Source organism: Actinotalea sp. (genome assembly GCF_035443605.1).
Classification (GTDB): Bacteria; Actinomycetota; Actinomycetes; order Actinomycetales; family Cellulomonadaceae; genus Actinotalea.
On the sequence record NZ_DAORSQ010000018.1, the window covers coordinates 11,923 to 30,057 of the forward strand.

An 18,135-nucleotide genomic window follows, 5' to 3' on the forward strand; every position below is an offset into this window, starting at 1 on the left:
GTGCTCCAGCTGCTGGTGCTCCACCTCGTGGTGGCTGCCGCTGCGCCCGTCCTCCTGCACGTCCTGGGGCGTCGTGCCTTCCTCCTGCTGGCCCTCGCGCCGGCGTCGGCCGCGGTCTGGGCGCTGACCCTCACGGGCGAGGTCATGGCGGGCGACGGCCCCGTCCAGGTGGTCGCGTGGGTGCCCGGCCTGGGGCTGGACCTGGCCTTCCGGCTCGACTCGCTGTCCTGGCTCATGGTGCTGCTCGTCGGTGGGGTCGGCGCCGCCGTGCTCGTCTACTCCTCGGCCTACTTCTCGGCCAGGACGGGCGGGCTGGGCCGGTTCGGCGGGGTGCTCGTCGCCTTCGCCGGCGCCATGCTCGGGCTGGTCACCACGGACGACCTGCTGCTCCTGTACGTCTTCTGGGAGCTGACGACGGTCTTCTCCTACCTGCTCATCGGCCACTACGCGGACCGCAAGGCCTCCCGCAGGGGAGCGATGCAGGCGATCATCGTGACCACCACGGGTGGTCTGGCGATGCTCGTCGGGATCGTGCTGATCGGCGACGCAGCCGGCACCTACCGGATCTCCGCGATCCTGGCCCAGCCCCCCGCCGGCACCGCCGTGACGATCGCCGTCGTGCTGCTGCTCGCCGGGGCCGTGAGCAAGTCCGCGCTGGTGCCGCTGCACTTCTGGCTGCCCTCGGCGATGGCCGCCCCCACCCCCGTCTCGGCGTACCTGCACGCCGCTGCGATGGTCAAGGCCGGTGTCTACCTCGTCGCGCGGTTCGCACCCGCCTACTCCCACCTGGACGCCTGGCGGGCGATCGTCATCGTGCTCGGCTGCACCACCCTGCTGCTCGGCGGGTACCGCGCCCTGCGGCAGTACGACCTCAAGCTCGTGCTCGCCTTCGGCACGGTGAGCCAGCTGGGGCTGCTGGTGCTGCTCGTCGGGCTCGGCTCCCGCGCTGCGGCGCTGGCCGGGCTGGCGATGCTCGGCGCGCACGCGATGTTCAAGGCCTGCCTGTTCCTCGCCGTCGGGGTGGTGGACGCCGCGACGGGCACGCGCGACCTGCGCCTCCTGTCCGGCGTGGGCCGCGCCCTGCCCGTCACCGCGACGGCTGCGGCCCTGGCGACCGCCTCGATGATCGGGCTGCCGCCGTTCGCCGGGTACGTCGCCAAGGAGGCGGCCCTCGCCGCGCTGCTCGACTCTGGCGAGCCGGTGGACCTCGTGGTGCTGGGGGCCGTCGTCGTCGGCTCCGCGCTGACCGTCGCCTACGGCCTGCGCCTGTGGTGGGGCGCGTTCGCCACGAAGCCGCCGACGACGGCGCTGCGCGGTCCCGGCGAGGCGCCCGCCGTGGCGCTCCAGCGGCCGAGCCCCGTGCTCGTGGCCCCGACGGTCGCCCTCGCGCTCCTGGGTCTGGCCACCGCGCTGGTGCCCCACCTCGGAGAGCAGCTGCTCGCCCCGCACGCCGACACCTACCCCGGCGAGCCCGGCCACCTCGTGCTGTGGGACGTCGGGCCGGCACTGGCGCTCACGGCTGGCGTCCTGGCCACCGGCGTCGCCCTGTTCGTCGCCCGGGCCCGGGTCGAGGGCTGGCAGGGGCGCGTGCGCGCGCCGGTCGACCTGGACCGCATCTACCGCCGGGGCATGCGCCGGCTCGACGAGGTCGCGGCCGACGTCACCGCGATCACCCAGCGCGGCTCCCTGCCGCTGTACCTCGGCACCATCCTGCTCGTCGTCGTCGTGCTCGTCGGCGGCGCCCTGACGACCGGGACGCGCCTGCCGGGGCTCGACGGCGTGCGGCTGTGGGACGACCCTGCTCAGCTGGTGGCCGGTGGGCTGGCGATCGCCGCAGCCGTCCTGGCCGCCCGTGCCCGGCGCCGGCTCAAGGCCGTCGTGCTCGTGGGGGTCAACGGGTTCGCCGTCGCGGCGCTGTTCCTGCTCCACGGCGCGCCGGACCTCGCCCTGACGCAGGTGCTCGCCGAGACGCTCACGCTCGTCGTGTTCGTCCTCGTGCTGCGCCGCCTGCCCGCGTACTTCTCGGTGCGTCCGCTCGCGGCGAGCCGCTGGGTGCGGCTCGCGGTCGCCCTGGCCGTGGGGCTCACGGTCGGCGGGCTGGCGCTGGTGCTGCCCGGTGCGCGGATCCACCAGCGCGCGTCGATCGACTTCCCCACCGAGGCCTACGTGTTCGGCGGCGGGCGCAACATCGTCAACGTCACGCTGGTCGACATCCGCGCGTGGGACACCATGGGCGAGATCTCGGTGCTGCTCGTCGCCGCCACCGGTGTGGCGTCGCTGATCTTCCTGCGGCGGCGCAGCGGGGAGATCCTGCGCAGCGACACGGCGGGCACCGGCCGCGCGGTGTGGGGCAACAGCGTCGACCCGATGGCCCCGCTGCGGCGCCAGCAGGGTGACGCCGCGCTCGACGCCCCGGGCTCCGCCGCCCCGGGCCGCGACCGGGTGTGGCTGGCGGCCGGCTCCACCCTGGCCCCGCAGCGACGGTCGGTGATCTTCGAGATCACCACCCGGATGCTCTTCCACACGATGATCGTCTTTGCGGCCTTCCTGCTCTTCTCCGGGCACAACGCCCCGGGCGGTGGCTTCGCCGCCGGGCTGGTGGTGGGGATCGCGCTCGTCGTGCGCTACCTCGCGGGCGGGCGGTACGAGCTCGGTGAGGCCGCGCCCGTGCACCCGGGCCTGCTGCTGGGCAGCGGGCTGTTCCTGTCCGCCGGGGTGGGCCTCGTGGCGCTGCTCGCGGGCGGCTCGATGCTGCAGAGCGTCATCATCGAGCTCGTGGTGCCCGTGCTGGGCCCGGTCAAGCTCGTCACCTCGCTGTTCTTCGACGTCGGGGTGTTCCTCGTGGTCGTCGGCCTGGTGCTCGACGTGCTGCGCAGCCTCGGCGCGGAGATCGACCGGCACAGCGAGGGCGCCGACGCGCACGACGAGACCCCGTACGACGCCCCCGTCGGCCCGGGCGAGCCGGCCGCCTCGACCCCCGCGCCGTCCACCGCACCCGCCACGGCGCCGACGGGACCGGGGGTGGCGCCGTGATCGACACCGCGCCGAGCCTGGTGCTCGTCGTCGTGGTCGCCGCGCTGGTGACCGTGGGCGTCTACCTCCTGCTCGAGCGCAGCCTGTCCCGCGTCATCCTCGGGATCATCCTGCTGGGCAACGGGGTCAACGTGCTCTTCCTCGTCGCGGGCGGCGCGGCCGGCGGGGCGCCGATCATCGGCCTGGGCGACGAGGACGAGATGAGCGACCCGCTACCCCAGGCGATGGTGCTCACCGCGATCGTCATCACCCTGGGCATGACGGCCTTCCTGCTCGCGATGGCCTACCGGTCGTGGCAGCTCAACGGCCACGACGAGGTGCAGGACGACCTCGAGGACCGCCGCGTGGCGCGCCGCGCCGCGGCGGACGAGGCCGCCTTCGCCGACGCCGACACCGAGCACACCACGACGCTCGACGAGGACGCCGCCGAGGTGCGCGACGAGACCTCCGACCCCGCCGGGCCGCAGGGGGTGCCGCGATGAGCGACCTGAGCGTGCTCGTCCCGCTGCCCGTGGTGCTGCCGCTCTTCGCGGCCGGCCTGGCCCTGGCGCTGTGGCGGCACGGCCGGGCGCAGGGCGTCATCAGCGTCGTCGCGCTCACGCTGTCGCTCGCGGCGTCGGTGGGGCTGCTCGTCGCATCCGACTCCGGCCCGCTGGTGGTGGACATCGGCGGGTGGGCCGCCCCGGTGGGCATCGACCTCGTCGCGGACCGGCTCAGCGCGCTCATGCTCACCGTGTCGTTCGCGGTGACCCTCGCGGTGCTCGTCTACTCCCTGGCCCAGGGCGTCGAGGACGGCGACGCCGAGACCCCGGTGGCGATCTTCCACCCCACCTACCTCGTGCTCACCGCCGGGGTGGCCAACGCGTTCCTCTCGGGGGACCTCTTCAACCTCTTCGTGGGGTTCGAGATCCTCCTCGCGGCGTCGTACGTGCTCATCACCCTGGGCGGCACGGGCGAGCGGATCCGCGCGGGGACCATCTACGTCGTCGTCTCACTGCTCTCCTCGGTGCTCTTCCTGCTGGCCATCGCGCTCGTCTACGCGACCACGGGCACGGTCAACCTGGCCCAGCTGGCCCAGCGGCTGCCGGAGATCGACCCCGGGGTCCAGCTGGTGCTCCAGCTGCTGCTGCTCATCGCCTTCGGCATCAAGGCGGCGATCTTCCCGATGTCGGCCTGGCTGCCGGACTCGTACCCCACCGCGCCCGCGCCCGTCACGGCGGTGTTCGCGGGGCTGCTCACGAAGGTGGGCGTCTACGCCGTCATCCGCACCCAGACGCTGCTGTTCCCCGACGGGCGGCTGGACGGGCTGCTCATGGGTGCGGCGCTGGCGACGATGGTCGTCGGCATCCTCGGCGCCGTGGCGCAGAACGACATCAAGCGGCTGGTCTCGTTCACGCTCGTCAGCCACATCGGCTACATGATCTTCGGCATCGCGCTGTCGAGCGACCAGGGCCTCGGCTCGGCCATCTTCTACGTCACGCACCACATCACGGTGCAGACGGCGCTCTTCCTCGTCGTGGGCCTCATGGAGCGACGCGGCGGGTCCACGTCCCTCGACGAGCTGGGCGGCCTTGCCAAGATCGCGCCGGTGCTCGCGGTGCTCTTCTTCATCCCGGCGATGAACCTGGCGGGCATCCCGCCGATGTCGGGGTTCCTCGGCAAGACGGGGCTGCTCCAGGCCGGCGTCGCGGCGGGCACCTGGCCCGCGCTCGTGCTCGTGGTCGGCGCCGTCGTCACCTCGCTGCTCACCCTCTATGCGATCGTCAAGGCGTGGAACAAGGCGTTCTGGCAGGCAGCGCCGGCCGAGCTGCCCTCCGTGCGCCTGCCGGCCGGCATGGTCGGGCCCGCCGTCGCGCTCGTGGTGCTGGGCCTGGGGCTGTCGGTGGTGGCCGGGCCGCTGGTCGGGTTCACGGAGCGTGCCGCGATCATGCTGCGCGACCCGGACCAGTACATCGCCGCCGTGCTGCCGGACGGAGCCCGCGGGGACGGCGTCTCGGCGGACCTCGCTGACGACGGCGATGCACCCGACGGCGATGCGCCGGACGACGGCACGGCCGAAGACGGTGGCGACGGATGAGCCTGCACCCGCGCCGCCGCTCCCTCGGCATGCCCGTCCTCACCGTCGTCTGGCTCACGGCGGTGTGGGTGCTGCTGTGGGGCGACCTCGCGGTGGGCACCGTGCTCGTGGGGGCCGGGCTGGCGGTGCTCGTCACGCTCGCGCTGCCCCTGCCGGCCGTCGAGTTCACCGGGCACGTGCACCCGCTGTCCCTGCTCTACCTGGCCTACCGGTTCGTCGTCGACCTCGTCGTCGCCAGCGCGCAGGTGGCGGCGCTGGCGCTGACGCCGGGCCGGGTGGCCCGGCCGGCGGTGGTCCGCGTGCAGCTGCGCAGCACCAGCGACCTGTACCTGACCTTCACCGCGCAGCTGTGCTCGCTGGTGCCCGGCTCTGTGGTGGTCGAGGCGCACCGGACCACGGGGATGCTCTACATCCACGTGCTCGACCTCGCGCTCGCCCACGGCGTCCACGAGGCGCGGCGGCACGTGCTCGACACCGAGGCCCGCGTGCTGCGCGCCCTGGCCTCCCCCGCGGAGCTCGCTGCCGCGGGCCTGACGCGCAACCCCCGCGACACGGCGGAGGCGACCGGATGATCGTCGTCGTGCTCCTCAGCGCCGTGCTGCTGACCGTCGGGGCCGTCCTCGCCCTCGTCCGGGCCGAGCGGGGCCCCTCCATGCTCGACCGCGCCGTCGCGCTCGACACCCTGACGATCGTCATCGTGTGCGCCATCGCGCTCGAGGCCGCGTGGTCGCGGCGCACGGACACCGTGCCGATCCTCGCGGTGCTCGCGCTCGTGGGGTTCATCGGGTCGGTGACCATCGCGCGGTTCGCCGCCGTCGAGCCCGAGGGCGAGGGGCGCGTGCTGAGCCGCGAGGAGGTCGCAGAGCTCGAGGCGGAGCGCCGTGCCCAGGAGGACGCCGACCTGTCGAGCCAGGACGACGAGCACCACGGCGGTCCGGCGCTGGGCGAGGTGACCCGATGAGCGCGGACGTGGCACTCGACGTGCTCGCCGGGGCGTGCCTGCTGGGCGGCTCGTTCCTGGCGTTCGCCGCGGGGATGGGGCTGCTGCGCTTCCCCGACCTGCTCACCCGCACGCACGCGGCCACCAAGCCGCAGGTGCTCGGGCTGCTGCTCATGCTGCTGGGGCTCGGCCTGCGGCTGCGCTCTGGCCCGGTGATCTGGATGCTCGTGCTCGTCGCGCTGTTCCAGATGCTCACCTCGCCGGTGGCGGCGCACATGGTCTCGCGCGCCGGCTACCGGACGGGCCGGGTGCGCCGCGACGTGCTCGTCGTGGACCAGCTGACGACGGACCTCGAGGCGGCCCGGGAGGCCGAGCGCGCGCGGGGGGAGCGCGACGATGCGCCCGACGGCGGACCTCGGGGCCCAGCGGGCGAGGGCTGAGGCGCGACGAGCGCGAGCGCCTCAGCGCGGGTGGCGCGCCGAGCCGAGGTAGCGGGCGGTGCCCCGCGCGGCGAGCAGGCGGGCCAGCGCGACGACGGCTCCGGTGGCGACGGCCGCGGCGGCCACCTCGAGGAACGGCGCCTCGGCGTCGTCGCCCACCTTGGGCGGCCGGTGGCCCAGCGAGGCGCGCCAGACGCCGGCGATGAGCTGCTGGGCGATCCAGGCCGCGGCGAGCGCCACCCCGACACCGACGAGCTTCTCGGTCATCTCCTGCTTGTCGACGCCCACCGGCGACCTCCTCGTTCGGGACCAGCACTCACCGTAGTGCGGGGCCGTCGTGCGGGCCACCGTCGTGCGCGGGTCGGTCGCCCCGCGGGCGCAGCGGCGTGCGCAGGCTCAGACGGCCTCGACCCACAGGTAGACGCCGCGGCCGGCGACCTCGGCCGCGGTGACCACCGCGACGATCGAGCGCAGCACCGGCAGCAGGTCCTCGCCGGGGGCGTCGCGCTCCACCGAGGCGGCCCATGCCTCGGCGACCTCGCCGGGCAGCTCCGGGTCCTCCGCGCGGCCCACCTCGGCCAGCACCTCGGTGAGGAACGTCGGCAGCTGGAAGAGCAGCTCGTGGTCGAGGTCGACCTCGGCGGGCTCGACGTCGCCCACCCCGAAGCGCACGGCGTTCGCCGCGACCTCGCCCAGCAGCTCCAGGTCCAGGGCGTCCATGCCCGGGAGGTCCTCGTGCGGCGCATCCGACTGCGGCGGGTTGCCGGCGTCCAGCGCATCGGCCCGGGAGAGGGCCCCGGCGTGGGTCGCGACGAACAGCTGTGCACGGCGTGCCATGGTCCGCTCCCGTGGATCGCGGGGCCCGCCCGGCGCGGCTCCGGTCGGGACGGTCCGGCTGGCCCTCGTGGCGAGCCTAGCCGGGTACGCTGACCGGGAACGACAGGGGAGCGTCGCCCGGACATCCGGGCGCTGGACGCTGAGAGTGCGGGCAACCGCAGACCCTCGAACCTGAACCGGGTCATGCCGGCGGAGGGAGTCGGGACGTCTCAGACGTCGTCCATGTCGTCGTCGGGCCTGCGCCCGTCGACGCCGGGGCGCCGTCCCCCTCGGGCACCTGACGAGGAGGAAGTTCATGGCAGCACAGCACCACACCACCCGACGCACGGGCGTCGGCGCCCCGCGCGGCAGGGCCGCCGTCGCGGTCCTGGCGGTCGGGACGCTCGCGCTCGCGGGCTGCTCGGCGATCGGGGCGGACGACGGCGCCACGCCGGAGCCGGGCGAGGAGGGCGGCGGCACCGTCGTGCTCCTCACGCACGACTCGTTCGCGCTGAGCGAGGTGCTCGTCGCGCAGTTCGAGGCGGACACGGGCCTCACCCTGGAGCAGCGCGCGCCGGGCGACGGCGGCGCCCTGGTCAACCAGCTGGTCCTCACGAAGGACGCGCCGCTGGGCGACGTCGTCTTCGGCATCGACACCACCTTCGCCAGCCGCGCGATCGACGAGGGGGTCCTCGAGCCCTACACCTCGCCGCTCGCGGGCGACGACGTCACGCGGTACGCGGTCGACGACGCGGGCTCGCTGACGGCGATCGACGTCGGCGACGTGTGCGTCAACGTCGACGTCGCGTGGTTCGCGGCGGCGGGCCTGCCCGAGCCGCAGACGCTCGAGGACCTCGCCGACCCGGTCTACCGCGACCTGCTCGTGGTGACCGACCCGTCGACGTCGTCGCCCGGCCTGGCGTTCCTCCTGGCGACGGTCGGCGCGTTCGGCGAGGACGGCTGGGTGGACTACTGGTCCGCGCTGCGCGACAACGGCGTCAAGGTCGCGGCGGGGTGGTCGGACGCGTACTACGTGGACTTCTCCGGGCCGTCGTCGGAGGGGGACCGGCCGCTCGTCGTCTCCTACGCGTCGAGCCCGCCGTACGAGGTGCCCGAGGGTGCGACCGTCGCGCCCACGCGCGCGATGCTCGACACGTGCTTCCGGCAGGTCGAGTACGCCGGGGTCCTGGCGGGCGCGGCCAACCCCGAGGGCGCGCGTGCTGTGGTCGACTGGCTGCTCAGCCCCGAGGTCCAGGCCGACATCCCGCAGAGCATGTACGTCTACCCGGTGGACACGACCGTGGAGCTGCCGGCGGGCTGGGCGCAGTGGGCGCCCGTCGCGCCCGAGCCGTTCGAGGTGGACCCGGCGGCGATCACCGCGCACCGCGACGCGTGGATCCGCACCTGGACCGACACGGTCATCGGCTGACCCCGGTGCGGTGGGCGGCGTGAGGCGCGCGGTCGGCTGGGGGGTGGCCGTCGGGGTGCCCCTCGTGTTCCTCGGCGTGTTCTTCGTGCTGCCCGTGGCCACGCTCGTCGCGCGGGGGTTCGTGGCCGACGGCGCGCTGGACCTGTCGGGGTTCGCCGAGGTCTTCGGCCGGCCCCGCACCTGGCGCATCATCGGCACCACGGTGGCGCAGTCCGCCGTCGGGACCACGGTCGCCGTGCTGCTCGGGGTGCCCGGCGCCTACCTGCTGCACCGTACGGAGTTCCCCGGGCGGCGCGCACTCGTCGCGCTCGTCGCGGTGCCGTTCGTGCTGCCGACGGTCGTCGTCGGCGTGGCCTTCCGCACGGTGCTGGCGGACTCCGGCTCGCTCGGGTTCCTCGGCTGGGACGGGACCTTCGCCGGGGTCGTGGCGGCGCTCGTGTTCTTCAACTACACCGTCGTGGTGCGCACGGTCGGCGGGTTCTGGGCCCAGCTGGACCCGCGCGCGGAGCAGGCAGCGCGCGCCCTCGGTGCGGGGCCGCTGCGCGCGTTCTGGCAGGTCACCCTGCCGGCGCTCACGCCGGCGATCACGTCGGCCGCGTCGATCGTCGCGCTGTTCTGCGCCACGGCCTTCGGGGTGGTCCTCGTGCTGGGCGGGCCCGGGTACGGCACGGTCGAGACCGAGATCTGGGTGCAGACCACGCAGTACCTCGACCTGCGCGCCGCCGCGGTGCTGTCGGTGGTCCAGCTCGTCGTCGTCGTCGCGGTGCTCGTCGTCGCGGGCCGGGCGCGAGCGCGGCGCGAGCGGGCCCTGCCGATGGGCCCGGCCGAGCCGGTCTCGCGGCGGCGGCTCGCCCTGCGCGGACCGGAGCGGCGTGGCGGCGACGTGCTGGCCGTCGCCGTGACCGGGGCCGTCGTGCTCGGGCTGCTCGCCCTGCCGATGGGCAGCCTGCTGGTCCGCTCGCTGCACACGCCGGACGGCTGGGGGCTCGGCAACTACCTCGCGCTGGCCACCCCCGGCTCGGGCGGCGGGCTGGGCGGCAGCGTCGCGGCCGCCGCCGTCACGTCGCTGCGCGTGGCGCTCGACGCGACGGTCATCGCCGTCGTCGTGGGGGGGCTCGTCGCGCTGGTGGTCTCGCGGCGCCCGCGCTCGCGCGCGCTGCGCCGCGCCGTGGGGGTGCTCGACGCGGCCTTCATGCTGCCGCTGGGCGTCTCGGCCGTGACCGTCGGCTTCGGCTTCCTCGTCGCGCTGGACGCGCCGCTGGGGCTGGACGTCGACCTGCGGGGCTCGCCGCTGCTGCTGCCGATCGCGCAGGCCGTCGTCGCCACCCCGCTCGTGGTGCGGACCGTGCTGCCGGTGCTGCGCGCCGTCGACGCGCGGCTGCACGACGCCGCCGCCGTGCTGGGCGCGTCGCCGGGGCGGGTCATCGCGCTGGTCGACTGGCCGATCGCCGCGCGCTCCGCCGGGCTCGCGCTGGGGCTCGCCTTCGCGGTGAGCCTGGGGGAGTTCGGCGCGACGGCGTTCCTGGCGCGGCCCGACCGGCCCACCCTGCCGGTGGTCATCGTGCGGCTCATCGGCCGGCCGGGTGCGGAGAACCTGGGGACGGCCCTCGCCGCGTCGGTGCTGCTCGCGGTGCTCACGGCTGGTGTGATGGCGACGGCGGAGCGGCTGCGGCCGCACGGGGCGGGGGACATGTGAGCGATCGGACGGGCGGTCTGACCGTGCGGGACGTCGTCGTGCACTACCGGGACGACGACGGCACCACCGCGACCGCCGTGGACGGGCTGAGCCTCGACGTGCCGCGCGGCGAGGTGCTCGCCCTGCTCGGGCCGTCCGGCTCCGGCAAGTCGACGTTGCTGCGCGCGGTGGCTGGCCTCGAGCCGCTGTCCGCCGGGTCGGTCGCGTGGGACGGGCAGGACCTCGCGGGCGTGCCGGTCCACCGCCGCGGGTTCGGCCTGATGTTCCAGGACGGGCAGCTCTTCGCGCACCGCGACGTGGGTGCCAACGTCGCGTTCGGCCTCGAGATGGCGCACGTGCCGCGCGCAGAGCGCATCGCGCGGGTGGCGGAGCTCCTCGAGGTGGTCGGCCTGGCCGGGTTCGTCCACCGGGCCGTCGCCACGCTGTCCGGCGGCGAGCGGCAGCGCGTCGCCCTGGCCCGGTCGCTCGCCCCGCGGCCCCGGCTGCTGCTGCTCGACGAGCCGCTCTCCGCGCTCGACCGGGCACTGCGCGAGCGGCTGGCCGGCGAGGTCCGCGCCGCCCTGGTCGCCACCGGCACCACGGCGCTGTTCGTCACGCACGACCACGACGAGGCCTTCGCCGTCGCGGACCGGATCGCGGTGCTCGACGCCGGGCGGCTGCTCCAGGTGGCCCCGCCCGCCGAGCTGTGGCACCGGCCGGCGTCGCGACGGGTCGCGGAGTTCCTCGGCTACGAGGCCTTCGTCGCCGTGGGCTCGGTGCCGGCGCTCGACGCGGTCGTGGACGGCGGCGGGTCCGTCCTCGCCCTCGGCCCCGGCTCGTTGGTGCTGGCCGGCCGGCGGCGCGCCGCGCGCGCGGCGGGGACCGGGCCCGCCGTGGGGGCCGACGACGACGGCGCGACGCTGCGCGGCGTGGTGCGCTCGGCCGGGTTCCGGCGCGGCGTGGTGGAGCTGGTCGTCGACGTCGAGCGCGTCGGCGAGGTCACCGTCGTCGAGCCCAGCCGCGCCTACGCGGCCGGGGACCTGCCGGGCGCCGGCGCCGTGGTGCGGCTGCGCGCCGAGGCGGGTGCGATCGCCGTCGTCGGCTGAGACACCCGACCTACTCCGGCGGCTCCACCGCGAGCGCGTCCATCACGGGCTGCAGCCCGAGCCACCACTGGTCGAGCGGGCGGCGGAACTCCATGTCGACGAGGTCGGGCATCGTCTTGAGCGGCACGGGCGTCGGCTTGCCGTCGGTCAGCCCGACGAAGCACCACTCGGCCTTGCCGGCGTCGATCTGCCCGGAGAGCCAGTCGACGCAGTACGCGGCGAGGCGGGTGGCGTGCACGCGGTCGAACGGGGTGGGGTTGCCGCCCTGCTGCAGGTGGCCCAGGACCATCGGGCGGACGTCGAAGTCACCGCCAGACTCCTCGGCGAACAGCTGGCACAGGAACTCCGTGGTGTAGCCCACGGAGGCCGCCTCGTTGCGGATGGCGAGGTGGAAGCGCCGGCCAGACCGGAAGCTGGCGACCATCTCGGCGACGTCGGCCGTGAGGTCGGCCAGCCGCACGCCCTGCTCGTGCAGGTACACGCGCTCGGCGCCGACGGACATCGCGCCCAGGAGGGCGAGGTAGCCGCAGTAGCGCCCCATCACCTCGACGACGAAGCACCGGCGCGAGGCCATCGCCGACTGCTTGAGCCGGTCCACGGCGCTGACGATCTCGTTGAGCGCCGTGTCCGCCCCGATCGCCATCTCCCAGCCGGGGAGGTTGTTGTCGATGGTGGTGGGCAGGCAGATGACCGGGACCCGGAACCCCGGGTAGCGGTCCCGCTCCTGGAGCATCCGGTAGGTGGCCTCGTAGGCGCGGTGGCCGCCGACCACCAGCAGCGCGTCGATGTCGTTGTTCTCCAGCGCGCGGCTCACGGCGTAGTACTGCTCGACGCTCGGCATCGCGCGGGTGGTGCCCAGCTCCGCGCCGCCGCTGCCCACCCAGCCCTCGACGTCGCCCCAGTCCAGCTCGCTGATCCGGCCGTCGATGAGGCCCTGATAGCTGCCTCGGACGCCCAGCATGGTGTGGCCGCGCGAGTGGCCGAACCGGACGGCGGCGCGCACCGCGGTGTTCATCCCCGGCGCGAGACCGCCTGCGTGCAGGATCGCGATCCGCGAACCGTCCTTGACCTGCGTTGGCGCCACCTGGGCGATGCCGTGGAACACCCGCACCATCTCGGTGAACGACGACCCGCGCGCGGCCATCGCGCCCTCGTAGTCGCCGGCCTCGATGAGGCGCGGGATGTCGCGCGTGCGCTCGACGGCCTCCATGAGCGGGGTCCGGTGCACCCGGTTGTGGCGCACCCCGATGAGCTGGGGCTCGTGGTCGGGCCCCGCGCCCACCACCTCGAGCGCCGCGGCGTGCCCCACCAGGGTGGGCATCCAGCGGTCGTACGCGCTGGGCGTGCCACCGCGCTGCACGTGGCCGAGGATCGTCACGCGGGTGTCCTCGCCGAGCCGCTCCTGCAGCAGGTCGCGCACGCCCTGGCTCGTGATCGGCCGGCCCTCGCGGTCCTGGGCGCCCTCGGCGACCACGACGATGCTGTCGCGGCGTCCGGCCGCCCGGCCGGCGCGCAGCCGGGCGCACATCTCGTCTGCCCAGCCCTCCGCCGGCGGGTTCTCCGGGATGAGCACGTAGTCCGCGCCGCCGGCGATGGCGCTCATGAGCGCGAGGTAGCCGCAGTGCCGGCCCATGACCTCGACGACGAAGGACCGCTGGTGGCTCGCCGCGGTGCTGGACAGCGCGTCGATCGCCTCGATGATGCGGTGCAGCGCGGAGTCGGCGCCGACGGTCATGTCGGTGCCGACCATGTCGTTGTCGATGGAGCCGACCACGCCGGCGATGACGAGGTGCGTGTGCTGCGCGGCCTGCTCCGCGGTGATCTCGCCGCGCTCGACGAGCTCCGCGAGGAGCCCGGTCCACTCGCTGCGGAACAGGTCGGCACCCGAGAGGGAGCCGTCCCCGCCGATGACCACGATCCGGTCGATGCCGTGCTGCACGAGGTTGCGCGCGGCCTTGAGCCGGCCCTCGCGCTGGCGGAAGTCGGTCGATCGCGCGGTCCCGATGACGGTGCCGCCGCGGTGCAGGATCGAGCCGACGGAACCCCAGTCGAACTTCCGGATCCGGTCCCCGCCGTCGACCAGGCCCTGCAGGCCTTCGTACACCGCGTACACGTCGGCGCCGGCCCCGATGGCCGTGCGGACCACGGCGCGGACCACGGCGTTCATGCCCTGGGCGTCGCCGCCGGAGGTGAGCACCGCGATCGCGGTGCGCGCGGGTGCCGGCCCGGTGCCGGCCTCGGTGCTCGTCCCGGTGCTCGCAGCTGTCGTGTCCATGCGTCATCCCTCGGTCAGCGGCGTGGCCTCGTCTGGAGCCTATTGGACGGTGGTCCGGGTGGGGATGGGCCCAAGGGTGCGGTGCGGGCACCCCGGCGTGGGCTAGGTGCGGCCCGCCGTCGGGACGCCGTCGCGGCGCAGCAGTCCCAGCAGCTCCTCGTGCGGACCGACGACGAAGGCCTCGTCGCCCGCAGCGAGCTCCGTCCAGCGCCGGACGGCCCGCCGGACCTCGCCGGTCCCGGCCCGGCGGATCGCCACGACGCGGCTGCGGGCGGTGAGCGAGTCGAGGCGCACGCCGTCCAGCCCGCCGCCGGGCGTCACCTGCACGCGCGCGTAGAGGAGCGGGACGTCGCCGGCGTAGAACGTGCCCAGCACCTCCAGGCCGAGCGCCGCACCGACGAACCACGGCGCCGCGAGCTCGTCGGTCGACCGGATGTGGCTGAGGCCGAAGGCCTGCCGCAGGGTGACAGCCAGGCGGCGGTCGAACAGCCGGATCGCGATCTGCACGTCGTCGTCGGGGTCCAGCTGGTCGCGCACCGCGAGCGCCACCTCGAGGTTGGTGAGGTCGTCGCTGGTGAGCACCGCCACCGCACGCGCCCGGGACAGGTTGACCAGCTCCAGCGTGCGGGCCAGCGTCGCGTCCCCGGCGACCACCCGGACGCCCAGGGCGCGCGCCTGCGCGAGGTAGCGGTTGTCCTCGTCGCGCTCGACGACCACCACGGGCGTGCCCGTCGCCCGCAGCGCCTCGGCCGCGCGCATGCCGATGGACCCGAGCCCGACGACGATGACGTGGCCGCGCAGCCCGGTCACCTCGCCGTGGCCGAGCTGCTCCTGGAGCCGACGGGACACCAGCAGGTTGGTGAGCAGGGCGTACGTGAGGGTGGCGAGCACCGCCCCGAGCACCATGAGCACCACGGCGTAGGCGCGCAGCCAGTCCGGCTGCTCGCGGAAGGAGAAGTCGCCGAAGCCGATGGTGGCGATGGTCTCGACGGTGAAGTAGACCGCGTCGAGCAGGCTCATCCGCGTGCCGTCTGCCTCCTCGTAGCCGACCAGCAGCACGAGCACGGAGACCAGCGCCAGGACGAGGAGGGCCGCGAGCACGCGGCGCAGGCGGGAGTCGGTGGCGCGCACGACGGCGCGGCTCCACCGCTGCAGCGTCGTCGCGCGCGGCGGGCGGTGGCGCGGCAGCTCGACCTGCGACGGGACGGCCGCGGGCCTGCTCCCGTAGCGAGCGCCGGGCGGTGCGGCAGCCACCGGCGGCGGCGCCGGGGCGAGCCGCGCCCACGCGCTCGCCTCGCCGAGCATGCTCAGCACGTCGCCGGGCCCGAGCTCGAGGTCGCGCCCGGGGCAGAGCAGCGGCTCGCCGTCCTCGCCCGCCCGGTGCACGGTGAGCGGCACGAGCTCCTCGCCGAACAGGTCGCGCAGCAGGCCGGCGCGGGGCGCCGTCGCGGTGCGGACCTGCACGATCTCCTCGCCCACCCAGAAGCCCTGACCGCCCTCGCCCAGGCAGGCCTCGACGATCGCCGGGGCCGCGACGGTGGCCTCGTCGAGCACGGTCACCCCGGCGTCGGCGCGCAGGGCGCGCGCGACGGCGGGGTTGCGGATCTGGGCGACCACGGTGATCTCGGGCCGCAGCCGGCGCACGAGCAGGGCGGTCTCCAGCGCGCCGAGGTCGTCCGTCGACAGGCAGACGACGGCCCGCGCGGCCGGCAGCCCGGCGGAGCTCAGGGCGGCGGCGGCGCCGTCGACGTGCGGCACCACGGTGGCGCCCATGGCCGTGGCCGCCTGCACCGCACCCGGCCGGGCGCCGTCGTCCACCGCGACCACGTCCACCCCGAGCGCCACGAGGTGCTCGACCACGCGCAGGCCGAGCCCCTCGAGCCCGTGCACGATGACGTGCCCGGCGGTGTCGTCCGTGAGGGGAGCCATGCACGCATGATCCCGCGTCGGGAGGGTCCGGCGGGGACGTTCCGGGTGCGCCGTGGGGCCAGGGCCGGGCCGGCGTGCGCGGCAGCGGTGCGCCGACGGTCGGCGGTCAGCCGTCGGCGGGCCGGCGCTTCTGCGGGTAGGGGGTGCGCCCCTCGGCGAGGTCGGCGACGAAGCCGGCGATCCGGCGGGCCCGGGTCTCGGGGCGCTTGGCCTGCGCCACCCGGTAGACGATCGACCACCGGTTGGTCGAGGTGAGGACGTCGAACCACGCCTGCGCGCGCGGCTCGGCGGCGAGCGCTGCGGCGAGGTCGTCGGGCAGCGGCGTCGAGGCTCCGCCGCCGTAGGCCGCCGCCCACCGGCCGTCGGCCTGCGCGGCCTCGACCTGCGCCCGCCCTGGCGGGAGCATCCGGCCCTCGGCCTCGAGCCGCGCGACGTGCCCGACGTTGCGGGCCGACCACACGCTCCTTGCCCGGCGCGGCGTCCACCGCTGCCACATGCTCTCGTCGTCCCGGCGGCGGGCCTGCCCGTCGATCCAGCCGAGGCACAGCGCCTCGTCGAGCGCCTGGTCGTACGTGAGGGACGTGACGGTCCCACCCTTCTTGTGCAGCGCCAGCCACACCCCGGGAGCGGTGGCGTGGTGCTCGGTGAGCCAGGCGTGCCACGCGGCGACGTCGGGCAGCACCAGCTCGGGGAGGTCGTCGGCCATGCGTCAACCCTCCCCCACCCCCGACGACCTCGCACCCCGCGCGTGCGCGCTGCCCCCGACCCTGCGCCTGCCCGTGCCGTGGAGCATCCGGAACGAGATCCGATCCGGATGTTCCACGCAGCGCGAGTGGCAGGTGTGCGTCGGGGCGCGACCCGGGCGGAATACCGTGCCAGACGGCGAGGTTGAGTCGAGCAGGCTCAACTCTCGGCGTCCGGACTTGCATCCGCGCCACGGTCGTCGCAGACTTGAGCCCAGCAGGCTCAACCAACGCCTGGACCAGCACGGCTCGCGGCTCCCGCCGGCGAGCGCCCCGCATCAAGGAAGGCAGTTCCCATGTCACGAGCGGTCGGGATCGACCTCGGCACCACCAACTCCGTCGTCGCCGTCCTCGAGGGTGGTGAGCCCACCGTCATCGCCAACGCCGAGGGCTCGCGCACCACGCCGTCGGTCGTCGCGTTCTCCAAGACCGGTGAGGTCCTCGTCGGCGAGGTCGCCAAGCGGCAGGCCGTCACCAACGTCGACCGGACCATCTCCTCGGTCAAGCGCCACGTCGGCACCGACTGGTCGGTCAAGATCGACGACAAGGACTACTCCTCGCAGGAGATCTCCGCACGCGTGCTGGGCAAGCTCAAGCGCGACGCCGAGCAGTACCTGGGCGAGGCCGTCACCGACGCCGTCATCACCGTCCCCGCGTACTTCAACGACGCCCAGCGCCAGGCGACCAAGGACGCTGGCCAGATCGCGGGCCTCAACGTGCTGAGGATCGTCAACGAGCCCACCGCCGCAGCCCTGGCCTACGGCCTGGAGCGCGGCAAGGAGGACGAGCTCATCCTCGTCTTCGACCTCGGCGGCGGCACGTTCGACGTCTCCCTGCTCGAGGTGGGCAAGGACGAGGACGCGTTCTCGACCATCCAGGTGCGCGCGACCTCGGGCGACAACCACCTCGGTGGCGACGACTGGGACCAGCGGATCGTCGAGCACCTCATCAAGGAGGTCAAGAACTCGACCGGCGTCGACCTGTCGAAGGACAAGATCGCCCTGCAGCGCCTGCGCGAGGCCTCCGAGCAGGCCAAGAAGGAGCTCTCCTCCGCCACGGCGACGACCATCTCCATGCAGTACCTCTCGATGAGCGAGAACGGCCCCATCCACCTGGACTCCAAGCTCACGCGCTCGCAGTTCGAGCAGATGACGGCCGACCTCCTCGAGCGCACCAAGGCGCCGTTCAACGCCGTCATCCGCGACGCCGGCATCAAGCTGGCCGACATCGACCACGTCGTCCTCGTCGGTGGCTCCACCCGGATGCCCGCGGTGACCGAGGTCGTCAAGGAGCTCACCGGAGGCAAGGAGCCCAACAAGGGCGTCAACCCGGACGAGGTCGTCGCCGTCGGCGCCGCGCTGCAGGCCGGGGTCATCAAGGGTGAGCGCAAGGACGTCCTGCTCATCGACGTCACGCCGCTGTCCCTGGGCATCGAGACCAAGGGCGGGGTGATGACCAAGCTCATCGAGCGCAACACCGCCATCCCGACCAAGCGCAGCGAGATCTTCTCGACGGCCGACGACAACCAGCCGTCCGTGCTCATCCAGGTGTTCCAGGGCGAGCGCGAGTTCGCCCGCGACAACAAGCCGCTGGGCACCTTCGAGCTCACCGGCATCGCGCCGGCGCCGCGCGGCGTGCCGCAGGTCGAGGTGACCTTCGACATCGACGCCAA

15 protein-coding genes and 1 riboswitch are annotated in these 18,135 nt (G+C 74.5%); of the genes, 10 read left to right on the top strand and 5 right to left on the bottom strand.

Translation table 11 applies throughout. The features are described 5' to 3' along the window. From PKY62_RS03585 to mnhG, 6 genes are read left to right on the top strand one after another with little or no spacing between them, the layout of a single operon-like run. Positions 1–3,033 carry a Na+/H+ antiporter subunit A gene (locus PKY62_RS03585; protein WP_324534928.1) on the top strand — a complete coding sequence of 1,011 codons (3,033 nt, stop codon included), beginning with the start codon at positions 1–3 and terminating at the stop codon, positions 3,031–3,033. After that, a complete protein-coding gene (locus PKY62_RS03590) occupies positions 3,030–3,515 on the top strand; it encodes a Na(+)/H(+) antiporter subunit C (RefSeq protein WP_324534930.1) in 486 nt (161 codons plus the stop codon). Before PKY62_RS03585 ends, PKY62_RS03590 begins: the two co-directional genes overlap by 4 nt. Further along, positions 3,512–5,110 (top strand): Na+/H+ antiporter subunit D, encoded by a 1,599-nt coding sequence (locus PKY62_RS03595; protein ID WP_324534932.1) that lies wholly within the window; start codon positions 3,512–3,514, stop codon positions 5,108–5,110. The genes PKY62_RS03590 and PKY62_RS03595 overlap by 4 nt, the downstream gene beginning before the upstream one ends. Further along, positions 5,107–5,682 carry a Na+/H+ antiporter subunit E gene (locus PKY62_RS03600; protein WP_324534934.1) on the top strand — a complete coding sequence of 192 codons (576 nt, stop codon included), beginning with the start codon at positions 5,107–5,109 and terminating at the stop codon, positions 5,680–5,682. Before PKY62_RS03595 ends, PKY62_RS03600 begins: the two co-directional genes overlap by 4 nt. Further along, complete coding sequence (locus PKY62_RS03605) at positions 5,679–6,071, top strand: MrpF/PhaF family protein (RefSeq protein WP_324534936.1); 393 nt, start codon at positions 5,679–5,681, stop codon at positions 6,069–6,071. Before PKY62_RS03600 ends, PKY62_RS03605 begins: the two co-directional genes overlap by 4 nt. Further along, positions 6,068–6,490, top strand: coding sequence for a monovalent cation/H(+) antiporter subunit G (gene mnhG / locus PKY62_RS03610; RefSeq protein ID WP_324534938.1), 423 nt, complete (start codon positions 6,068–6,070; stop codon positions 6,488–6,490). Before PKY62_RS03605 ends, mnhG begins: the two co-directional genes overlap by 4 nt. 21 nt (positions 6,491–6,511) lie before the next feature. Here the strand turns inward: mnhG and PKY62_RS03615 are convergent, their stop codons facing one another. Both PKY62_RS03615 and PKY62_RS03620 read right to left on the bottom strand, forming a co-directional pair. Then, on the bottom strand, positions 6,512–6,778 hold the full coding sequence (locus PKY62_RS03615) for a DUF4235 domain-containing protein (protein ID WP_324534940.1): 267 nt from the start codon (positions 6,776–6,778) through the stop codon (positions 6,512–6,514). A gap of 108 nt (positions 6,779–6,886) precedes the next feature. After that, positions 6,887–7,327, bottom strand: a complete 441-nt coding sequence (locus PKY62_RS03620) for a hypothetical protein (RefSeq protein ID WP_324534942.1) — start codon at positions 7,325–7,327, stop codon at positions 6,887–6,889. 94 nt (positions 7,328–7,421) lie between these two features. Then, positions 7,422–7,542, top strand: a riboswitch (TPP riboswitch). A gap of 80 nt (positions 7,543–7,622) precedes the next feature. Between PKY62_RS03620 and PKY62_RS03625 the strand changes: the two genes are divergently transcribed. Genes PKY62_RS03625 through PKY62_RS03635 form a run of 3 tightly spaced genes read left to right on the top strand, consistent with a single transcriptional unit; the run spans position 7,623 to position 11,516 of the window. Further along, positions 7,623–8,735: a thiamine ABC transporter substrate-binding protein gene (locus PKY62_RS03625; protein ID WP_324534944.1), complete on the top strand. Its 1,113-nt coding sequence runs from the start codon at positions 7,623–7,625 to the stop codon at positions 8,733–8,735. Positions 8,736–8,745: 10 nt separating this feature from the next. Continuing rightward, positions 8,746–10,431 (top strand): ABC transporter permease, encoded by a 1,686-nt coding sequence (locus tag PKY62_RS03630; protein WP_502875774.1) that lies wholly within the window; start codon positions 8,746–8,748, stop codon positions 10,429–10,431. Beyond that, positions 10,428–11,516, top strand: a complete 1,089-nt coding sequence (locus PKY62_RS03635) for an ABC transporter ATP-binding protein (RefSeq protein ID WP_502875775.1) — start codon at positions 10,428–10,430, stop codon at positions 11,514–11,516. Before PKY62_RS03630 ends, PKY62_RS03635 begins: the two co-directional genes overlap by 4 nt. Before the next feature lie 10 nt (positions 11,517–11,526). Here PKY62_RS03635 and PKY62_RS03640 read toward each other — a convergent pair whose 3' ends face one another. The 3 genes from PKY62_RS03640 to PKY62_RS03650 form a co-directional block, all read right to left on the bottom strand. Then, positions 11,527–13,791, bottom strand: coding sequence for a 6-phosphofructokinase (locus PKY62_RS03640; RefSeq protein ID WP_324534949.1), 2,265 nt, complete (start codon positions 13,789–13,791; stop codon positions 11,527–11,529). 102 nt (positions 13,792–13,893) lie between these two features. Next, complete coding sequence (locus tag PKY62_RS03645; RefSeq protein ID WP_324534951.1) at positions 13,894–15,720, bottom strand: NAD-binding protein; 1,827 nt, start codon at positions 15,718–15,720, stop codon at positions 13,894–13,896. A 106-nt stretch (positions 15,721–15,826) separates the two neighbouring features. Further along, on the bottom strand, positions 15,827–16,426 hold the full coding sequence (locus PKY62_RS03650) for a YdeI/OmpD-associated family protein (RefSeq protein WP_324534953.1): 600 nt from the start codon (positions 16,424–16,426) through the stop codon (positions 15,827–15,829). A 333-nt stretch (positions 16,427–16,759) separates the two neighbouring features. Here PKY62_RS03650 and dnaK point away from each other — a divergent pair. Continuing rightward, on the top strand, positions 16,760–18,135 hold a 1,376-nt coding region (dnaK, locus tag PKY62_RS03655; RefSeq protein WP_324534955.1), incomplete at its 3' end, for a molecular chaperone DnaK.